The sequence below is a fragment of the Streptomyces sp. NPDC103540 genome (assembly GCF_055584445.1).
Genome location: NZ_JBVJMA010000009.1, coordinates 222,559 through 242,608, shown reverse-complemented (window position 1 = coordinate 242,608; position 20,050 = coordinate 222,559). Strand labels below are relative to the sequence as shown.

Annotated in this window: 15 protein-coding genes; 7 read left to right on the top strand and 8 right to left on the bottom strand. The window is 72.7% G+C overall.

The genetic code is table 11. From position 1 onward, the window contains the following. The first annotated feature begins 128 nt into the window (after positions 1–128). The gene (locus tag ACZ6ZI_RS23105; protein ID WP_469523799.1) at positions 129–1,865 is read left to right on the top strand and encodes an amidase; all 1,737 of its coding nucleotides are present in this window, start codon (positions 129–131) and stop codon (positions 1,863–1,865) included. Positions 1,866–1,974: 109 nt separating this feature from the next. On the opposite strand, the gene ACZ6ZI_RS23100 is transcribed toward ACZ6ZI_RS23105, so the two are convergent. From ACZ6ZI_RS23100 to ACZ6ZI_RS23075, 6 genes are all read right to left on the bottom strand, one after another. Next, on the bottom strand, positions 1,975–3,090 hold the full coding sequence (locus tag ACZ6ZI_RS23100) for a type IV pilus twitching motility protein PilT (RefSeq protein WP_469523798.1): 1,116 nt from the start codon (positions 3,088–3,090) through the stop codon (positions 1,975–1,977). Beyond that, positions 3,087–7,031 carry a hypothetical protein gene (locus ACZ6ZI_RS23095; RefSeq protein ID WP_469523796.1) on the bottom strand — a complete coding sequence of 1,315 codons (3,945 nt, stop codon included), beginning with the start codon at positions 7,029–7,031 and terminating at the stop codon, positions 3,087–3,089. Before ACZ6ZI_RS23095 ends, ACZ6ZI_RS23100 begins: the two co-directional genes overlap by 4 nt. Then, positions 7,028–7,552 carry a type II secretion system protein gene (locus ACZ6ZI_RS23090; protein WP_469523794.1) on the bottom strand — a complete coding sequence of 175 codons (525 nt, stop codon included), beginning with the start codon at positions 7,550–7,552 and terminating at the stop codon, positions 7,028–7,030. Before ACZ6ZI_RS23090 ends, ACZ6ZI_RS23095 begins: the two co-directional genes overlap by 4 nt. Continuing rightward, positions 7,549–8,010 carry a type IV pilus modification PilV family protein gene (locus ACZ6ZI_RS23085; RefSeq protein ID WP_469523792.1) on the bottom strand — a complete coding sequence of 154 codons (462 nt, stop codon included), beginning with the start codon at positions 8,008–8,010 and terminating at the stop codon, positions 7,549–7,551. The genes ACZ6ZI_RS23090 and ACZ6ZI_RS23085 overlap by 4 nt, the downstream gene beginning before the upstream one ends. Continuing rightward, positions 8,007–9,218, bottom strand: a complete 1,212-nt coding sequence (locus ACZ6ZI_RS23080; RefSeq protein WP_469523790.1) for a type II secretion system F family protein — start codon at positions 9,216–9,218, stop codon at positions 8,007–8,009. The genes ACZ6ZI_RS23085 and ACZ6ZI_RS23080 overlap by 4 nt, the downstream gene beginning before the upstream one ends. A gap of 81 nt (positions 9,219–9,299) precedes the next feature. After that, positions 9,300–11,081 (bottom strand): GspE/PulE family protein, encoded by a 1,782-nt coding sequence (locus ACZ6ZI_RS23075; protein WP_469523789.1) that lies wholly within the window; start codon positions 11,079–11,081, stop codon positions 9,300–9,302. A gap of 252 nt (positions 11,082–11,333) precedes the next feature. On the opposite strand from ACZ6ZI_RS23075, the gene ACZ6ZI_RS23070 reads away from it, so the two are divergent. The 3 genes from ACZ6ZI_RS23070 to ACZ6ZI_RS23060 all read left to right on the top strand — a co-directional run bounded on the left by ACZ6ZI_RS23070 (position 11,334) and on the right by ACZ6ZI_RS23060 (position 13,365). Continuing rightward, the gene (locus ACZ6ZI_RS23070) at positions 11,334–11,738 is read left to right on the top strand and encodes a type II secretion system protein (RefSeq protein WP_469523787.1); all 405 of its coding nucleotides are present in this window, start codon (positions 11,334–11,336) and stop codon (positions 11,736–11,738) included. Between the two features lie 101 nt (positions 11,739–11,839). Next, on the top strand, positions 11,840–12,658 hold the full coding sequence (locus tag ACZ6ZI_RS23065; RefSeq protein ID WP_469523785.1) for a prepilin peptidase: 819 nt from the start codon (positions 11,840–11,842) through the stop codon (positions 12,656–12,658). A 155-nt stretch (positions 12,659–12,813) separates the two neighbouring features. After that, positions 12,814–13,365 carry a PadR family transcriptional regulator gene (locus tag ACZ6ZI_RS23060; protein WP_469523782.1) on the top strand — a complete coding sequence of 184 codons (552 nt, stop codon included), beginning with the start codon at positions 12,814–12,816 and terminating at the stop codon, positions 13,363–13,365. Between the two features lie 170 nt (positions 13,366–13,535). On the opposite strand, the gene ACZ6ZI_RS23055 is transcribed toward ACZ6ZI_RS23060, so the two are convergent. Next, positions 13,536–15,428, bottom strand: a complete 1,893-nt coding sequence (locus tag ACZ6ZI_RS23055; protein ID WP_469523780.1) for an FG-GAP-like repeat-containing protein — start codon at positions 15,426–15,428, stop codon at positions 13,536–13,538. A gap of 234 nt (positions 15,429–15,662) precedes the next feature. Continuing rightward, positions 15,663–16,889, bottom strand: coding sequence for a type 2 periplasmic-binding domain-containing protein (locus ACZ6ZI_RS23050; protein WP_469523779.1), 1,227 nt, complete (start codon positions 16,887–16,889; stop codon positions 15,663–15,665). Positions 16,890–17,185: 296 nt separating this feature from the next. Between ACZ6ZI_RS23050 and ACZ6ZI_RS23045 the strand changes: the two genes are divergently transcribed. The 3 genes from ACZ6ZI_RS23045 to ACZ6ZI_RS23035 all read left to right on the top strand — a co-directional run bounded on the left by ACZ6ZI_RS23045 (position 17,186) and on the right by ACZ6ZI_RS23035 (position 19,918). Next, complete coding sequence (locus tag ACZ6ZI_RS23045; RefSeq protein ID WP_469523777.1) at positions 17,186–17,821, top strand: hypothetical protein; 636 nt, start codon at positions 17,186–17,188, stop codon at positions 17,819–17,821. Between the two features lie 68 nt (positions 17,822–17,889). Next, positions 17,890–19,482 carry a prepilin-type N-terminal cleavage/methylation domain-containing protein gene (locus ACZ6ZI_RS23040; protein ID WP_469523776.1) on the top strand — a complete coding sequence of 531 codons (1,593 nt, stop codon included), beginning with the start codon at positions 17,890–17,892 and terminating at the stop codon, positions 19,480–19,482. A gap of 4 nt (positions 19,483–19,486) precedes the next feature. After that, positions 19,487–19,918 (top strand): excalibur calcium-binding domain-containing protein, encoded by a 432-nt coding sequence (locus ACZ6ZI_RS23035; RefSeq protein WP_469523775.1) that lies wholly within the window; start codon positions 19,487–19,489, stop codon positions 19,916–19,918. The last annotated feature ends 132 nt before the right edge of the window (positions 19,919–20,050 follow it).

Below are 20,050 nucleotides of genomic sequence, written 5' to 3'. Positions count from 1 at the left end.
CTAGATTCTTGACCTAGACTGAAAATCAAGTCAGCCTGATGGAGAAGGCGCCGCCCCTCGGTCGCCCCTCGGCCGGCCTGACGCCCCACGGCTCGCCCGTCCGACCCGACCACCCTGGAGACACCCGCATGACGCGTGGATTCGATGTAGTGGAGACCTGTATCGCCGACCTGCGCGCGGCGCTGGAGAAGGGCGAGACCACCGCCGTCGGGCTGCTCGACGCCTATCTCGCGCGGATCGACGCCTACGACCGGCCCGGCACGGACACCGCCCTGAACGCGATGGTCGTGATGAACCCGGACGCCCGCGCGGAAGCCGAGGCCTCCGACGCACGCCGCGCGCGCGGCGAGACGCTCGGCCCGCTGGACGGCATCCCCTACACCGCCAAGGACAGCTACCTCGCCAAGGGCCTCACCGCCGCGTCCGGCTCCCCGGCCTTCGAGCACCTCGTCGCCCAGCGCGACGCCTTCGCCATCGAACGGCTGCGCGCCGGCGGCGCCGTCCTCATCGGCCTGACCAACATGCCGCCCATGGCCAACGGCGGCATGCAGCGGGGCGTGTACGGCCGTGCGGAGAGCCCGTACAGCGCCGACTGGCTCACCAGCGCCTACGGCTCCGGCTCCTCCAACGGCTCCGGCACGGCGACCGCGGCGTCCTTCGGCGCCTTCGGCCTCGGCGAGGAGACCTGGTCCTCGGGCCGCGCCCCCGCCTCGAACAACGCGCTGTGCGCCTACACGCCCAGCCGCGGCGTGATCTCGGTCCGCGGCAACTGGCCGCTCGTACCGACCATGGACGTCGTCGTGCCGCACACCCGCACCATGGCCGACCTTCTCGAACTGCTCGACGTCCTCGTCGCCGACGACCCGCACACGCGCGGGGACCTGTGGCGCGCCCAGCCGTGGGTGGCGCTGCCCGCACCCTCGCGGGTGCGCCCCGCCTCCTACCCGGCCCTGGCACCCGCCGGCGCCGAGGCCGCGTCCGACGCGCTCGCCGGCAAGCGCGTCGGCGTACCCCGGATGTACATCAACGCCGACCCCGACGCCGGAACCAACCCCGACGGGGGCATCGGCGGCCAGACCGGTCAGCGCATCGACACGCGCCCCTCCGTCATCGCCCTGTGGGAAGCGGCGCGCCGCGACCTGGAGGCCGCCGGCGCCGAGGTCGTCGAGGTCGACTTCCCCGTCGTCTCGAACTACGAGGCCGACCGCCCCGGCGCCCCCTCGCTGCTCACCCGCGGACTCGTCAGCCGCGAGTACCTCACCTTCGAGATCGAGGACCTGTCCGCCTGGGCCTGGGACGACTTCCTGCGCGCCAACGGCGACCCGGCGCTCTCCACCCTGGCCGAGGTCGACGGCGCCCGCATCTGGCCCAAGGAGGAGGGCGAGCTGCCCGACCGCTACGACGGCTTCGACGACACCATCGGCGACTACCCGCGCTTCGTGCGCGAGCGCCCCTACGCCTCCCTCACCGACATGCCGCGTCTGGAGGAGGGGCTGCGCGGGCTGGAGGAGACCCGCCGGGTCGACCTGGAGCTGTGGATGGACGGGCTGGGCCTGGACGCGGTGGTCTTCCCCGCGGTCGCCGACGTCGGCCCCGCCGACATGCACGTCAGCGAGGCGTCCGCCGACCTCGGCTGGCGCAACGGCGTCTGGGTCGCCAACGGCAACCTCGTCCCCCGCCACCTCGGCATCCCGACCGTGACCGTACCGATGGGCACCATGGCGGACATCGGCATGCCCGTCGGGCTGACCTTCGCGGGCCGTGCCTACGACGACAACGCCCTGCTGTCCCTGGCCGCCGCCTTCGAGAAGACCGGCAGCCGACGCACGGTGCCGCCGCGCACGCCGCGCCTGTCGGGGGAGTGAGTCGACCGGAGCCGTCCGGCCGCCGTCCGGCACGGCGGTCGGGCCGCTCCGGAGCGACCGGTGCGTCGACCACGCGCCGGTGCGTCGGCCACGCACCGGTCGGGGCCCGTCAGACGCGGCCGGCCGGGACGGAGGGCCGCTTGATCTCCTCCGGGTACGCCGTGTGCCGCACGGCCTCCTCGTAGGCGACGGCGCCCGCCGCGACGAGGGCGTTGATGCCCGCTTCGAGGGTGTGCATGCCGTCGCGGTGGCCGGTCGAGACCACGTTGCGGATCTGGCGGGTCTTGCCCTCGCGGATCAGGTTGCGGATCGCCGACGTGCCCACCAGGACCTCGAAGGCGGCCACCCGGCCCCCGCCGATCCGGGGGATCAGCGTCTGGTTGAGGACGCCGACCAGGGTGTGCGCCAGTTGCAGCCTGATCTGTGGCTGCTGCCCGGCCGGGAACACGTCGACGATGCGGTCCAGGGTCTGCGACGCGTCGTTGGTGTGCAGGGTGGCGAAGACCAGGTGCCCGGTCTCGGCGATCGTCAGGGCCGCCGAGATGCTCTCCGGGTCGCGCATCTCGCCGAGGAGCAGGACGTCGGGGTCCTCGCGCAGGGCGGCGCGCAGCGCGGCGGGGAAGGACTCGGTGTCGGTGCCGACCTCGCGCTGGTTGACCGCCGAGCGCTTGTGCCGGTGCAGGTACTCGATCGGGTCCTCGATGGTGAGGATGTGCGCCGACCGGTGCGTGTTGACGTGGTCGAGGAGCGCCGCCAGGCTCGTCGACTTCCCCGACCCGGTCGGCCCGGTGACCAGTACGAGTCCGCGCGGCAGGCCCGCCCACCCGGTGACGACCGGGGGGAGCCCGAGCCGCTCGGACGACGGTACGTCGAACGGGATGATCCGCAGCGCCAGCGCGGAGGCGCCGCGCTGCACGAAGGCGTTCCCGCGCAACCTGGCCCGCTCCCCCCAGCTGAACGCGAAATCGACCTGCTTCTCCCGGCGGAACCGCCGCGTGAGCTCCTCGCCCAGGACCCCGGTCACCAGGCGGTCGGCCTCCCGATCGCTCAGCGCGGCCCCGTCGACCGGTCGCAGGGCGCCGTCGACGCGCAGGAACGGCGCCGATCCGGTGGTGAGGAGGAGGTCGCTGCCGCCCCGCTCCAGGAGCTCGTCGAGCAGGTGGTCGATGATCGCGGCGCTCGGCCCGGACACGGTGGTCTCCAAGGGGGTGTTGTGCGTGCTCATGGCAGAACCGTCCACTGTCTGACGGCCCCGATGCGGCCGTCGAACGACACGGCGGCCTTCAGGAGGGGGCCGGACAGCAGGTCGATCCGGGTGCCGTCGAGGTGCGCGGTCGCGCCGCCGCTCCCGGCGGTGACGGTGTGGGTCACGGTCAGCCCGGCCAGGCGGGAGGCGTCGGTCAGCCCGCAGGGAGTCAGGTCGATCCGGTCGGTGACCGGGCCGCCCGCTCCGGGACGGACCGGTACGTCCAGCTCCCTGCCGGCGCCGGCGCAGGTGCTGCCGGGGAAGTCGACGGACAGCTTCACCGACCGGACGTCGCCGTCCTCGTGGTGCGCGACCTGGAGGACGGCGTGGTCGAGCGGCCCGTTCGCCGCCGGCTCCGGCGCCGGTGCGGCAGGCTGTGCGGCCGGCTGCGCGTAGGAGCCCAGGGTGAGGGAGGCCCGGCCACCGCCGGGGACGGTGGCGTCCGTGACGTCGACGGGCGCGCCGGACGCCGGGGCCTTGAACCCGGCGATCGCGGTCACCGACGCCGGCTTCGCGATCACGGCCGGATAGGTCGTGAACAGCACCGGTTCCGGTGGGATCCCGACCACCGGGCGGAGGTACCCGGGGGCCGCCTTGATGCCGAGGGCGATGGTCCGGGCGATGACGCCGCGGGTGACGACCTGGGAGTCGACCCCGCTCATCGACAGGTCGACGGCGGCGGTCGGCGCGTAGACGGTGCCGTTGACCACCAGCCGGCTGCGGGCGCCGGCCGTGTCGGCGTCGTCGGTCGACTTCAGCACCGGGCAACCGTCGCCGGAGGTCAGACAACCGGACAGGGCCCTGATGGACGGGGCGCGGAAGACGATGTCGAGCTCGACGCCGTCGAGCCGGACGGCGGTCTCGCCGCTGCCCGCGCCCAGCCTCGCCGCGTAGTCCACCGCGAGCGCGGACAGCCGGTCGGCCTTCGTGATCCCGCAGGCGCCCAGATCGACGACGTCCACACCGAGGGCGCCGTGGTGGGCGTTCAGGGCGTGGTCCGCGTCGCAGGCGGTACCGGTTCCGGAGACGGCCAGCGTGGCCGTCGGGGGCGTGGGCGGCGCGGGCGGCGTGGGCGGCGTGGGAGCCCCGGGCGGCGCGGGCGGTCCCGGCTGTGCGGGTGGCTCCGTCGGCGCGGGCGGTGGCGGGGCGGCGGCCTCACCCTGGTGCGCCACGCGCAGCACCACCTTGTCGATCACCGCGCCCGCCGGCAGGGGCGGCAGGGCGAACGCGCCGAGCCGGATCGACGCCGTCGGGGCGGCCGTGGAGAGCCGCGCGGTCGAGGCGGTGGTGTCGAGCGTCCGCGCGTCCAGCGGGTCGAGGAACGCCGCGGCGGTGGGCGTCGCGGTGCTGGTCGCGGTGGTGGGCCGGACCGCGATCGGGGGCCGGTGGGCCAGTTCCAGGGTGACGCCGTCGAGCCGGGCGGTGGCCCCGGCGCTGCCGGCGCCGAGGGAGGCGGCGTAGTTCACGACCAGACCGGCCAACTGGGCGGGGTCGGTCAGTCCGCAGCCGGCGACCAGGTCCAGGGTGTCGGTGCCCAGGGCGTCCCGGTGGGTGGCGAGGTGGTGCGGGCCGGTGCACGAGCGGGGCAGGGCGGGCCCGCTCAGGGTGACCTCGGCCGTCGGCGGCGCCCCGCCGGCCGCCCCGGGATCGTCGCGGTGCGCGACGCGCAGCCGGGCCGTGTCCAGGACCGAGCCGGGAACCACCGCGGGGGTGTCGTACCCGCCGAGGGCGATGGTCGCGGTCGGCGTCGTGACCGGGTCGAGCGTGGCGCGGGCCGTGTCGGCGCCGTCGATCGCGCGGGCGTGGGCCGCGGGGAGGAACGTCGTCGACTCCGCGCTCGCCGCCGGGCGGGGCGCCGGCGGGTCGTGGACGACTTCGAGCCACATGCCGTCCAGGGAACCGGCGCCCGCGGCGCCGCCCTCCTTCAGGCCGACGGCGTAGGTCGCGGTCAGGCCGGTCAGCGCGCCGGGGTCGGTGATGCCGCACGCCTTCAGGTCGACGCGGTCCTCGCCCGGGACGGCCCGCGCGGTGAGCGGCAGGCCGGTACAACGGCCGCCGCCGCCCGCGGGGGTGACCTCGACGGTGGGCGCCGACGCGTCGCCGCTCTCCTGGTGGGCCACCCGCAACACGGCGGAGTGGATCGTCGAGCCCGGCGGCAAGGGCGGTTGGCCGAACCCGGCGAGGGTGATCGACGCGGACGGGGCCGCCGACGTCAGAGCGGCGCCGGCCACCAGCGGTGTCGGCTGCTCGCCGATCTCCAGGGCGTTCCCGGGAGCGGTGCCGGAGGCGGTGAACCCGGTGGAGGCGCTCACGGCGGTCGGCTTGAACGTGCTCGGCGTGCGGTACGCCACCTCCAGCCAGACCCCGTCCAGCCGCGCCGTCGCGGCGGCGCCGCCGGTGTCCAGGGTGGCGGCGTAGGTCACGGTCAGGCCCGCGAGCCGAGCCGGGTCGGTGAGCCCGCACGCGCCCAGCAGGTCGATCGGGGGGTCGGTCGTGAGCGCCGTGTTCCGGGGCGCCTCGTCGGTGCGGCAGGTGTCCCCGCCGACGGCGGTGGTGACCCTCACCGCGCCCGGGGCGCTCAGATCGCCGGCCTCCTCGTGCCGGACGCGCAGCGTCGCGCCGGTGACGAGCGAACCCGGCGGCACCCGCGGGGTGAACCCGGCGAACTGCGTCGAGGCCGAGCGACGGTGCGTCGGGTCCAGGACGGCCTCGGCCGTGCAGCTCGCTGTGCCCGTCGGACGCGTGCACCCCGGCAGGGTCGGGCGTTCGCCTGCGGTCAGGGCGTGGCCCGGGTCGACGAATCCGGTGTTCGCGGCCACCGCCGTCGGCCGCAGGGTGTGGGACGGCTCCGGAGGCCGCATCCCGTACACCGCCGGCTGCTGAGCGCCGGGGGTCACCGGGGCGCACAGTTCGACGTGTCCGCGGTCGACCCGGAATCGGCTCTCGCCGCCCATCACGACCTGGACGCCTTCGGGCCGCGTCCTGTCACAACCGCCCGGGAGGGGGACGGTCGGGCGGGTGGCGGAGCCGGGATCCCATCCCGCCGGAGTGCCGCCGACGACGCTGACCGTGGGGTCGTCGACCGTCCAGAGCGCGGCGTCGCCCGTGGAGGCGAAGTCGAGGTAGTACAGGCCCGGCTGGAGCCAGACGACGACGCCGGGGCAGTCGCCGCCGGTGAGGCGGGTGAGGGCGCGGGCGTCGTCGTAGTGGCCGGGCCACAACCGCACCAGCCGGGAACCGGGGCCGGGGCAGGAGGGCGCCGTCCGCAGGACCGGGACGGCCGTGGTGGGCGGGGCGTGGTCGGGGTCGGCGCCCACGACCTCGTCGGCGGGGGCCGGCGGGGTGTCGTCGGCACAGCCGTGCGCGTAGGGGGCCTGGGTCGGCGGCAGCGGGGGCTGGGACACGGCGCGGGAGCAGGCTCCGACGGCGGACACGTCGCCCGACACGAGCATCGAGGCACCCGCCTCGGTGGTGATGTCCGAGTGGGAGAAGACGCCGCCCTGCACCCGCACGCCGGGCGCGCTCACGGTGATGCCGTCCTGCGCCGCCTTCCCCAGGCTGAGCAACGCGTGCTGCGGTTGGGTCGCCCGGGTGCCCGCGGGCGAGGCGTTCTGGGGGTCGCAGTGGACGATCATCTGCCGGCCGTTGATCGGCGGGGCGGTGTAGTCGGCGCACGGATTGCCCTGCGCGAAGTTCTTGATCGCGAGCTGCGTGGCACCGTCCGCGCCGTAGCCCCGCCGGCTCTGGTCGACGTACACGCTCGCGGCCTTCAGCCCCGTGGCGGCGAAGGACAGCACGGACACGGTGACGAGGCCGACGACGACGACGAAGGCCAGCGCCAGGACCAGCGCGGCGCCCTGCTCGTCGTCGCGCCGGGGGCGCGGACGCGGCCGGCCGGTCGGATGCGGGCGGCCGGTCATGACGCGCTCGCTCGTCGGACGGCGGTCAGGGCGGTAGGGGGAGTGGCGGGGTCGCTCCGCACGGTCAGCGTTACCTCCATGGGCGAGGTGCACGAGGTCTCGGCACCGCAGGTCAAGGTCACCGGCCGGGTCGACGCGGCGTCGTCGAACCGACCGAGCGGCGTGGTGACGACGCCCGCGTCGGTGCACTTCACCCGGTTGAGGGCGCCGGTCGGCGGGTCGTAGGCGTAGACGACGTCGCCGCCGGGCGCGGCCAGGTGGACGATCACCTCGGCGACGCCGCATGCCGGTGCGGTCGTGACGGCGGTCGCGCCGTGCACGTCGCCGTAGAACCAGCGGCCCAGCGCGCCCACCGTGCCGGTGGCGGACACGCGCTGCTCGGTGTCGGCGGCGAAGCGCAGTCCGAGGACGATCGCCTTGGGCAGCAGGAGCCCGATGATGCCCAGGATGACGATCGTGACCAGCAACTCGGTCAGGGTGAAGCCCGACTCCGGTCCTCCGGCGGGCCGTCGTGTCGTCATGACGGCATCGACTCCCGCTTGACCACTTCGAGCGTCAGGTCCCCGATCGCGTGCGGTCCGGTCGAGCGCACGGTGAACGTCACCTTCTGCACTCCGGTGTCGGCCGTCGGGCAGGAGCGGACGAAAGCGCCCACGCCGTCCCAGTACTCGATCGTGACGGTCAGGGCGTACCCGGCCGGCGGCGGCGCGGTCGCGTAACCGCCGGCGCAGGAGACGTACGGCCGGCCGACGACCTCCTCTGCGGCGCTGCGGACGACCGAGTCGGCGGTGGTGACCTTCTGCTGCCTGACCGAGCCGATGATCGCGGTGCCGATGCCGCCGAAGACGGCCACGAAGGCGATGCCCATGAGCACCACGGCGACGAGGACCTCGATCAGGGTCTCGCCCTCCTCGCCGCGGGGGCGGCAGGGGCGGTAGGGGAACCGGGCGAGGCGGGGGCGGGGCGTCGGGCCGGTCACTGGACCTCGACCTGGTTGTAGACGCCGTAGATCGCCGAGAGGAGGGCGACGGCCACGAACCCCACGACGACCCCGACCACGATCACGATGGCCGGCTCGAAGAGGCTGGTCAGCCGCTTGAGCTTGTGCTGAAGTTCCTTCTCGTAGAACTCGGAGACGTTGTCGAGCTGGTCGTCGAGGGTGCCCGTCTCCTCCCCCACGCGCATCATCTGGGTGACGGCGCCGGGGAACAGCCTGGTCCGGGCGATCGGTCCGGAGATGCCTCCGCCTTCGAGCATCTCCACCCCGGCCTTGCCGATGGACCGTTCGTACACGAGGTTGTCGGCTCCCGAGCCGGCCAGGTCGAGCGCCTCGGGGATGGGCACACCGGCCTTGATCATCGAGGTCAGGATGCGGCAGAACCGTTCGATGACCATGTAGCGGACCACATCGCCGAGCACCGGCGTCGCCAGCAGGAACCGGTCGCGCAGGATCCGTCCCCGCTCGGTCCGCAGAGCGGCGATCACCGCCACCACGAGCGCGACGAGCACGCCGAGGATGACCGGGTACCAGAGCGTCACGAAGTCGGTGAAGCCCAGCAGGATCCGCGTGGGCAAAGGCAGTTCGGCGTTGAAGGACTCGAAGAACAGCTTGAAGCGGGGCAGCACGAAGACGACGAGGACGAGGATGACGGCGATGGCCAGGACCATCACCAGGCTCGGATAGGTCAGGGCGGAGCGGACGGTGCGCCGGCCCTCGACGTCCCGCTCGATGTAGCGACCCAACTGGGCCATGACGACGTCGAGTTCACCGGTCGCCTCGGCCGAGCGGAGGACGGAGACGTAGAACGGCGGGAGCGCCTTCGTGTGGGTGGCCATCGCGCCGGCGAAGCTTTCGCCGAACCGCAGCGCGTCCATGACGTCGACGAGCAGCCTGGCCAGCTTCTTGTCCTTGGTCTCGGCGCGGATGATCTCCAGGGCGTCCAGGATGGGCACGCCGGCCTTGATGAAGGCGGCCATCTGGCGAGAGAAGTTGCTCAGTTCGACCAGGTCCACCTTCTCCGCGGTGAGCTCGAACCGGAGCAGGTCACGGCCCGCGGCCGTGACCGATCGGACCTCGTAGCCCTGCCGGGTGAGGCTCTCGGTCACGCCCTCGACACTGGAGCCCGTGAGCGCCCCGGTGGCCCGTTTCCCGTCCGGGCCGACGGCGACGTACTTGAAGGTGGCCATGCCGGTGCCCTCCTGGTTGCGTGGGTTCCTGGGTTCGTGTGTCGCGGGTCCGCAAGTCGTGTCGTGTCGCGCCGTGTCGCGCTACGCCACGTAGACGCCGGCCATGATCTCGGCGATGGTCGTGACGCCCTCCTCCACCAGACGGACGCCTCCGTCCAACAGGCTGTCCATGTGCTGCTCCCGGGCGGCCGCCCGCAGGTGGTCGACCGGTGCCTTCTCGACGAGCAGCCGCTTGACGGCGTCGCTCATCACGAGCAGTTCGAAGACGCCGATCCGCTCCTGGTAGCCGGTGCGCGAGCAGAAGTTGCAGCCCCGGCCCTGCCAGAACTCGATGTCGGGCGACCCGCCGGCCTTGGCGAAGAAGGCCAGTTCGTCCACGCCCGGCCGGTAGGGCTCGCGGCACTGGTCGCAGGTCCGCCGCACCAGGCGCTGGCTGACCACTCCGGAGACCGTGGAGGTGATGAGGAACGGTTCGATGCCCATGTCGGCGAACCGGTGCAGTGCGGAGCAGGCGTCGGCGGCGTGGATGGACGACAGGACGAAGTGGCCGGTGAGAGCGGACTCGACCGCGATGCGGGCCGTCTCGCCGTCCCGGATCTCGCCGACCAGGATCACGTCGGGGTCCTGCCGCAGGATCGAGCGCAGCCCGGTCGCGAAGGTGACGCCGGCCTGTTCGTTGATCTGGATCTGGTTGACCGACGGCACCACGTACTCCACCGGGTCCTCGATGGTGGTGATGTTGCGCTCGCTCTGGTTGAGCTCGCCGAGCGTGGCGTACAGGGTGGTCGTCTTGCCGCTGCCCGTCGGTCCGCCGCAGGCGACCATGCCGTAGGGGGAGCGCAGCAGGGAGGAGAACCGTTCGTAGGTCGCGGCGGGCATGCCGAGCTCGGCCAGCCGCAGCAGGGTGCGGTTGCTGTCGAGGAGCCGCAGCACCGCCTTCTCGCCCCAGATGGTGGGCGTGGTCGCGACCCGGATGTCGACCGACCTGCCGTCGATCTCGGTGGCGATCTGCCCGTCCTGCGGGCGTCGCCGGTCGACGATGTTCATATTGGCCATGATCTTGATCCGGCTGACCACGGACGGACCCATGTTCTCCGGCAAGCTCAGCACGTCGTGCAGCGCGCCGTCGATGCGGTAGCGGACCCGGACCCGGTCGCCGTGCGGTTCGATGTGGATGTCCGAGGCCCGGTCGCGCAGGCCCTGGGTCAGCATGAGGTTGACCAGGTGCACGACCGGCGCGTCCTCGCTGACGATCCGGGCCCCGGCGGCGGCGCTGCGGCCGGTCTCGGTCGCCTCGAAGGCCTCGACCAGACTGCTGACGCCGGTCAGCGCCCGATAGGCGTTGTCGATCGAGCGCCGGATGTCCGCGGGGGACGCGATCGCCCACCGCACCTCGTCCGGCGCGACCGCCCGGCCGACCTCGTCGCGCACGCGCGGGTCGCCCGGGTCGCCCGCCGCGATGAGCAGCGTGCCCTCGGTCCGCCGTACCGCGACGACGCCCAGCGAGCGGGCCAGTGCCTCCGGCACCCGGGCCGCCGCCTCGGGGTCGGGTTCGCTCTGGCGCAGGTCCGCCACCGGGACGTCGAGCTGCACCGCCAGCGCCTCGATCAGCGACGGTTCGTCGACCATGCCGAGTTCGATCAGCAGGGCGCCGAGCCGTTTGCCGGACGCCGACTGTTGCAGGAGCGCCTCGTCGACCTGCGCCGAGGTGAGTCGACCGCGCCGCACCAGCAGTTCCCCGATGCGCGGGCCCCGGTCTTCCGCGGACGACGACGGCTCGGCTTCGGGGCTCTCGTCCCGGGCCGGTTCGCCCGCGGGGTCGGTGGCCGCGGCGCGGTTCCGGAAAAGCCGGCGGTTCGCCAAGGAACCCACCCCTTTCGCGCTTCCAGAGGGGCGGCCGATCGTCTGCCGCGAGCGCGTCACAGTACTGTCAGCCGCTGATTAGTCAGCCGGATACTACAGCACGGGAGCGGGTCGCCCGCCCGGCGCGTCGGGGGTGCGTCCCGTCGGACCCGCCCCTTGTGGGTCCGTTGTTCGCTCAGTAGTCTGCCGCTGATTACTCAGGCTGTTACTAGTAAGTGGCGCCGCCGGACCGGTGGCCGTAGATGGAGAACGATGTCCACAAACCTGCAAGACACGTTGCGTCGGCACACGCGCGCCCGGAACGACCGGGACGCCCGGACGGACCGGAACGGGACGACGGAAGCCGGCTTCACGCTGATCGAGCTCCTCGTCGTCATCGTGATCCTCGGCATCCTGTCCGCCGTCGTCGTCTTCTCCGTCCGCGGCATCAACGACAAGGGCCAGGGCTCGGCCTGCAGGACCGACAAGGTCACGATCCAGACCGCGCTGGAGGCGTACTACGCCAGTCACGGCAAGTACACCGACGTCGCCACGCTGCAGAGCCAAGGGTTCCTGTCCACCCTCTCCGCATGGCACGAGGTCACCCTGTCCGAGGGCGACAAGGTGTACAAGGTCGTCCTGATACCCGGCGACACGAACCCCTGCATCGGCGCCTGAACCCGGCGGGCCGCCGCCACCGGGCGGCGGCCCGTCCCCGCCACACCCCACACCTCCCACCCGACGTCCACCGATTCACGCGACAAGGCACGGTTACTCCCATGGCGCCCCTGTTCATCGTGTTCACCGGCCTCCTGGGGCTCGCCGTGGGCTCGTTCCTCAACGTCGCCATCTCCCGGGTACCCGAAGGCCGATCGGTCCTGCGGCCCCGCTCGGCCTGCCCGCACTGCGCCACGCCGATCGCGCCCCGGGACAACGTCCCCGTCGTGTCCTGGCTCGTGTTGGCCGGGCGCTGCCGCGCCTGCGGGGTCGCGATCCCCGCGCGCTACCCGCTCGTCGAAGCGCTCACCGCGCTCCTGTTCACCGCCGAGGCGCTGGTCCTCGGCCCGTCGGAAACGCTCCCGGCCGCACTCGCCTTCACGGCCGGACTGATCGCCCTGGCCGCCTGCGACGCCGAACGCTTCCTGCTGCCCCGACGGCTGGTCTACCCGACCCTCGCACTCACCGCCGGCTGTCTCCTCGCCGCCGCCGCGGCCACCGGCCAGTGGCATCGGCTCGGGGTGAGCGCGGCCTGCGGGGTGGGCGGGTTCGCCGTCTTCCTCGCCCTCCACCGGGCACGGCCGGCCTGGCTCGGATTCGGCGACGTGCGCCTGGCGGGCCTGCTCGGCACCGGGCTGGGCTGGCCGGGCCCCTCGTACCTCGTCCTCGCGGTGCTGGCCGGCAGCGTCGTCGGGTTGCTGGTGGGCGTCGCCCTCATCGCCGCGGGGCGGGCGACCCGACAAACCCGGCTCCCCTTCGGCCTGTTCCTCGCCGCCGGCGCCATCGCCACCCTCCTCGCGGGCGCGCCCGTCATCGACTGGTACGACGGTTTGAGCGACCCGTACGCGACGGGCGCGACGCTCTCCACGATCCGCCGCTGACCCTCGCCACCCGGGGCCGGACGGCGGATCCGTCGTGCGGCCGTCCGCCGGACCCCTCGGTGTGTTCTCCCGGGATCCGGCGCCCGTACCGGCCTTTTTGCCTTCGGGCTCGGTCGGCATCGCAAATGCCACCGTCGATCCTTACCCTGTTCACCATGACGGAACCTGACCTGCCACTGGCCGAGTGGATCGTGCTCGCACTCCTCGCCGAACGCCCCAGCCATGGCTTCGCCATCGCGACACTCACCGCGGAGGGCGCGGAGATCGGCGAGTTCTGGTACATCTCGCGCCCCATGGTCTACCGCTCGATCACGCGGCTGGTCGAGCGCGGACTCATCACGCCGGTCGGCTCCGAGGAAGGCAACCGCGGCCCGCAGCGCATGATCTACGCGGCCACCCGCCCGGCGAAGACGACGGTCGGCCGGTGGCTCGGCGAACCCGTGGCGGAACTGTTCGACGTCCGCGCCGAGCTCACGTGCAAGCTCCTGCTGCTCCAGCGTCGCGGCACCAGCCCGGCGCGCCTGGTCGAGCGTCAACGGGGCGTCATCGACGAGATCGAGGGGTCGCTCCGCGCCAAGCAGGACGCCGCCGAGGACCACATCGCCCGCGCGAGCTACGCCCTGCGCCTGGAGGACGTCCGCGCCGCGCGCCGGTTCCTCGACGCCGTCGACGTCGACGCGCCGAAGCCGGCCGTCAAGACCGCCTGACGGCGCGTCCGTCCGCCGGGGTCGGGGTCGGGGTCGGGGTCGAGCCGGGACCCGGACCGGCGCCGGCCCCCGGAACCACGACGACGGGCTCGGCGATCGCGTCCTCGCGATCGCCGAGCCCGCGGCGTACCTCAGCGGCTCACGCACGGCCGCCTGAGTCGGTGCGTCGGCTACGGCACCTCGACGACCGTCTCGCAGGAGCCGCCCGACGCGATAGCGTCCGTGCCCGGGAGCGTCGGACCGCCGTTCGCGTCACCGGCGCAGACGTCCGCGCCGCTGCCGCCGGAGAGGGTGTCGCTGTCGGCGCCGCCGACCACGGTGTCGTTGCCGTTGCCACCGGAGAGCGCGTCGCTGCCGGCCCCGCCCCTGACGGTGTCGGTGCCGTCGCCGCCGCTGATGGCGTCGTTGCCGTCACCGCCGTCGACGTGGTCGTTGCCGCTGCCGGCCGAAACGGCGTCGTTGCCGCCGAACGCGCAGATCGTGTCGTTGCCGCCGTTCCCGCTGACGGAGTCGTTCCCGTTGCCGGTCACGATCACGTCGGCGCCGTTCGTACCGTTGACGATTCCGTCGCCGGTGATCGTGGCGGCGAGGCCGTTGCAGCCGGCCGACACGTTGACGGTCACGGTCGCGATGTTCGAATCGCCGGTCCCGTCGGTCGCCTTGTACGTGAAGCTGTCGCTCCCGATGTGGCCGCCGGCGGGCTGGTAGCCGAACGAGCCGTCCGGGGCCAGGGTGAGCGTGCCGTGCGCCGGTCCGGTGACGACCGAGGCCGTCAGCGCGTTGCCGTCGGGGTCCGTGTCGTTGCCGAGCACACCGGGGGCGGCGACGGCGAGCGCGGTGTCCGCCCCGATGTGCGCGTACGACTCGTTGGCGGCCGTCGGCGTCCGGTTCGTGGTGTTGAGCAGCACCGACGCGTCGTTGACGAACGTCGCCGAGCCGTTCCCGTTGGCGGTGACGACGTCGGGACGCCCGTCGCCGTCGAGGTCGGCCACCGCGGTGGCCTGCGGGTTGGTGCCGCCGTTCAGCCCGAAGGCGAGCGGGCTGCCGAACGCGCCGGCGCCGTTGCCCTCCAGCACGACGATCTGCTGCGTACCGGAGCTGGAGGCGACCAGGTCGACGTGACCGTCGCCGTTCAGGTCGGCCACCGAGGCGGAGGTGAGGTTCGCCCCCGCCGACAGGAGGCTCGCGGTGCCGAACCCGCCCGCGCCGTCGCCGAGCAGGACCGCGATCCGACCCGGCGTGCCGGGCGCCACGAGGACGGCGTCCTGCTTGCCGTCCCCGTTGACGTCGGCGAGCTTCAGCTTGGACGGCAGGGTCATGCCGGCCGCGAAGCTCGACGCCGTCCCGAAGCCCCCGTCGCCGTCGCCCCGCAGAACGGAGAGCGTGCCGGTCGACGAGTTCGAGGTGACGAGGTCCAGGTGGCCGTCGCCGTCCAGATCGGCGGACGCGATGCCCTGCGGGGCGGCGCCGCCGTTCAGGCCGAACCGCGTCGCCGCCGCGAACGTGCCGTTCCCGTTGCCGAGCACGACCGCGACGTTGTGCGTGTTCGCGTTGGACGTCGCGAGGTCCGGCTTGCCGTCCTCGTCGAAGTCGCCGACGGTGACGCCGCTGGGGAAGCGGGCGACGCACGGGTTGTCGCCCGTGGTGTCGCACCCGGGCGTCGGGTTGAGTTCCACGGCCGCTCCGGTGCCGAGGGCGCCGGTGCCGTCACCGAGCCAGACCAGGGCGATGTTGCCGCGCCCGTCCTGGCTGACGATGTCCTTGTGGCCGTCGCCGTTGACGTCGCGGATCTCCGCCGAGGCGATGAAGCGGGTGGACAGGGTCTGCGGCGCCGCGTACTTCGTCACGGCGCCGAAGCCGCCGCCGCCGGAGCCGAGGAACACGCCGAGGCCCTCGGTGCGGATCGCCGTGACGAGGTCCGGCTTCCCGTCGTCGTCGAGGTCGCCGATCGCGACGGCGGAGCTGCCGCGGCCGTTGTCGTCGAGGTTCGACGCGGTGCCGAAGCCGGTGGTGTCGGGGCCTGTCGCCGCGACCGGGGTGGCGGCCAACACGACGGTGGCCATCGCGAGGACGATTGTCGGAAGCCTGCGTCGTCGACCGTGTCGTGTGGCCGCGGCCGTGGGGCCGTCCGGCGCGGGGCCGTCCGACGCGAGGTGGCGACGTGGTGATCTGTTCATGGGTGAGGCCCCTCCTCAGGGCCTTGACGCATCAGTGGAGCGGTGGAGCGGTGGACGCGGACCGCCGGCGGGCGATGTCGGTGCCCTGCCGACGGTCCGTCGCCCGGTGCTCCGGAGCGCCTAGTAGCCGTAGGAGGCGAGGGTCTGCTGGATGGTGGAGTCCAGGTCCCAGTCGTTGTTGAACAGGTCGCTCCAGATGGCCGCCGCGCCCGGGTTCCCGCCGTTCAGGGCGACGCCGTACTGCTCGATGGCTCCGTAGCCCGAGTACTCGCTCGGATTGACCGCGGTCCACGTGTTGGGGTCGTTGGCCGTGGTGCCGTTCAGCGAACTCGACGTCCAGCTCACGTTCATGACGTTCGACTTCGCGACGAGGCCCAGCTGGGTGTTGCCGCCGGCGTTCGCCGTCACCGCGCCGCGCACCTGGCTGATCCCCGACTCCAGGCGGACCTTGCACGCCGTGCCCGCGCTGTCGCACGCGCTTCCCCGGAACACGTTCTGGCCCGGACCGCTGTCGGTCCAGGTGAACCCGTTCTGCACCAGGGCCTGCTTGGACGCCGCGCCGAACGGCGCGGAAGCCGGGTCGGCGACCGCGATCCGCTTCCCGCTGCCGGCCAACCAGGACACCACGCCCGACATCGTCGTGGGCGCGCCCGAGACCGGCGAGGCGTCACAACGGGGCGACTGCGCCTTGCCGTTGCCGCTGCCGTTGGCGTCCGCACCGAACGGCAACGGCGGGCTCGCGGCGTTGGACGGGTCGTCGCCGTTGGTCGCACCCGCCCAGGAGCCGTTGCAGCTGTAGATCGCCAGGTGCCCGACCGCCACGAGGTGCTTGGTCGTGTAGTCGCCGTTGCACTCCACGCTTCCGCTCGCCGTGCACGTCCCGCCGTCCGCGGCCGGGATGACGGCGTCCACGTTGGCCTGGTCCGCCGACAGGAACGCGTCGATGTGCAGAGGCCCGTCGACGCAGTTGTTCGAAGAGGAGGGGTTGCACGTGGTGTAGGGGCCGGCGCTCTTCAGCTGCTGGCGCAGGCTGCCCGAGGTGATGCCCCGCATCGTCGAGGTGTCGATCGCCGGCTTGTTCCAGAACCCGCCGATCTGCGAGCCGGCGTTCGCCGTGAACGGCGTGAACGACTTGGAGGTCGCGATGTAGCTCTTCAAGTCCTTCATGGCGGGATACATGTTGTTCGCGACGCCGACCTCCGAATCCGTCGTCGCGAACGCCGCCGGTGCCGCGGTGGTGATCAGCGCCGTCGCGAGAGCGCCCGCCGCGAACGCGTTCCGTACCCGGCGCATCGCGGTGCGGCCGGAGCGCGGACCGCTTCGAGTACGGCTGGACCATATTTGCATGTGCTACTCCTAGTCGATCTGATCGGCGGCGACCGCCGGACGGGTGAACCCCGTCGGCGGGGTCAGGCGAATGCCGCGAACACCTGGGCATCTGCCAGGTTTTCGGCATGACAGTGCCGCACACGCCTAGATGGTGCTCATCGTGAGCCAAGTAGTCAATGATTGACAACTGGCCTGGCCGTGGATGTAATGCACGTATCCAAACTGCAACGGGCGAGCGGTCGCGTGTCGCCGGCCCGCTGCGAGAGCCGGGAAGGGGCCTGCGGCACGATGGGCAGAGGCGTGAAATGGCAGTGGTGAGCGGTTCGTCGCGCTCGCGCGCGATCAGGCGCGGCGCGCTCGTTCTCGCGCTGGTCGCGGTGGCGGTGGGCGTCGTGGTGTTCGTGCGCGGCGGGTCGGATCCTTCCGCCCGGGCCCAGCGCCCCGAGCGCGACTGGTGCACGCCGGGCACCCCGCGCACCGCGCTCTGCCCGAACAACGAGGTGTTCGACGCGAAGCAGTACGCCGCCCACGGCGAAGCCTTCGAGTGCGTCAACTTCGCGAGCCAGGCGGATGCCCAGGCGGTGCTGCGGGCCGATCCCAGCGATCCGAACCACCTGGACGACGGTGGCGGCGTCGCCTGTCGCGGACTGCCGGAACCGCGCGACACCGAACCGGTGGCTCAGATCGCACAACGCTTCACGTGCGGTCCGACGGACCCGCGTAGCGCGCTCTGTCCACAGCCGGAACGAGCCTTCGACGCGCGCCGCTTCCTGCGCAACGGCGCCGACGCCTACGACTGCCCGGACTTCGCCACCCAGGCGGACGCACAGGCCGTCCTGCGCTTCGCCCCGGCCGACCCGAACCGGCTCGACCGCGACCGCGAGGGCGTCGCCTGCCCGGACCTGCCGGGCCCCAAGGACGTCAAGCCCGTACGCCGGACGACACCGTGACCCGGCGAGGACCAGGCCGCGCGCTCAGGCCGGACGTGACCCATCGATCCAAGGAATCCCCGACTGTCATGACACCGGACCATCGCCCGTTCCCCCCGCGTCCCGGACGCCAGGACGGCTTCACGCTCATCGAGTTGCTCGTCGTCATCGTGATCCTGGGCGTCATCGCCGCCATCGTGGTGTTCTCCGTCAGGGGCATCGGTGACAAGGGCCGCAAGAACGCGGTCGCCGCGGACGCGGCCACGCTCCGCACCGCGCAGGAGTCCTACTGCGCGCGGCACGGCCACTACGGGACGGTCGACGACCTGAAGACCGACGGCCTGCTGGCCGGCGACCCGGTCTACAACGCGATGATGGTCGGCGAGGAGAACAAGTGCGGTCGGGGCGAGAAGTCGTCCTACACGCTGTACGACGCCTCACCCACGGAGCGCGGGGCGGAGCCGATCAGGGTGGGTGAGGGGCCGACCGACCTCGCGGTCGACGAGAAGGCCGATCGCGTGTACGTCGTGTCCAGGATCGCCAACAGCGTGACCGTGATCGACGGCAAGACCGACGAACCGATCGGCGCTCCGATCGACGTCTCCGGTGCCGTGTCGAGCCCGACCCGGATCGCGGTCGACCCCGCGTCGGGGCGGGTCTACGTCGGCGGCACGGGCAGCGTCGCGATCATCGACACGGCGAACGGAAACCGGGTCACCCGCGTCGCCTTCCCCGCGACCGTCGGCGCCCTGGCGGTCTCCCCCGACCACGGCGACGTCTACGTCGGTGGCGAGACGTCGACGCTCGCCTACATCGCGGCGGGCAGCTCGTCGGCGACGATGATCCCGCTGCCCGCAGAGGCGCGGCTCGCGACCGCGAGCAACGGCATGGACTTCTCCATCCACGCCGCGCGCCATGAGATGTACTTCGCGAAGCAGGGCGTCGGCACCGGAGCCAGCCCCAATATCGGCCTCTTCGCCATCTCGACACAGACCCGCGCGGTCAGGCTCGTGGCGGAGTTCCCGACGAAGTCGGGCTGTAGCAACGCCAGCGGCTACGGGCACGTCATGACCTTGTCCGTCCGTGGCGTCACCGCCGTCGACCCGAACCGGGGCCTCGTCTACCTCCTCGCCAAGAGGTGCGTTCAGGACCCGGCGAAGCCCACCGGGCCGCAGGTCGGGACCGCGATCGCCATCGACCCCGGCAGCGGTGCCTCGACGCCGATCGACGACGTGCCGGAGGCGAACGCAACTCCCATGACCGCGGTCTACAACGCCGCGGCCGGGTCGGTCTACCTCTTCTCCAGCATTCTGGGCAGAAGTGACGGGCCGTGCGGATCGATCGAGGGCCGCGTCAGCCGCATCAGAGGCACCTCCGCCACGGAGGAGGCGTCGGTCTGCGGGCTGTCGGTCCAGAGCGCGGGGAACACGGCCCACAAGGTCGCCATGCTGAAGAACTTCAACAGGGTCTTCATCGCACAACGAAGGATCGAGGCCACGGAGGTCACCCGGCCCTCTCCGGGCGGCCTGGGGGTGGTCGACGGCACCACGATGCTGACGCAGGGTCTGCTCGGCGCGCCCAGTGATTACGCCTCACTGGCCGTCAACAACACCACGGGCAAGGTGTACGCGCTCGATCCGGCGAACAAGACGGTCGCCGTGTTCCGGACGGGATCGGTCTGAGGCCATGGCGGACCAGTCACGCGACATCCCCCAGGACCGGGCCGAACGGTCACGACCGGATCGCCGCCGCCGTCGAGATCGCCGTCGTGGCTCGCTCGCGGCGGCCGGGGTGATCGTGGCGCTCACGCTGACCGCGTGCGCCGGCAACGAGGCCCCGAGGCCCGCGTTCGACGTCGCCCCCTACGTGCACAAGGGGCACGTGGTCGACTGCGAGGCGTTCAAGGCCCAGGCCGACGCGCAGGCGGTACTGCGGGCGGACCCGCTCGACCCGAACGCACTCGACCGGGACGGCGACGGCGTCGCCTGCCCGAACCTCCCCGAGCCGACGGACAAGCGGCCCGTGCGCCGCGACTTCATGACCGACGTGGACGGTGCGCCGATCATCGAGCCGCTCAAACCGTCTCCGTCGTCGCCATCGTCGCCGCCTTCGCCATAGCGGTGGCCGTCGGGCGGGGGGGGGCCCCGCCGCGGGGGGGCCCCCCCCGCCCCCCCCCCCCCCCGGGGGGGGCACACCCCCGCGCAACCGCCCCCGGCCGCGCCGGCGCGCCGGTGGGGGGGCGGGCCGGCG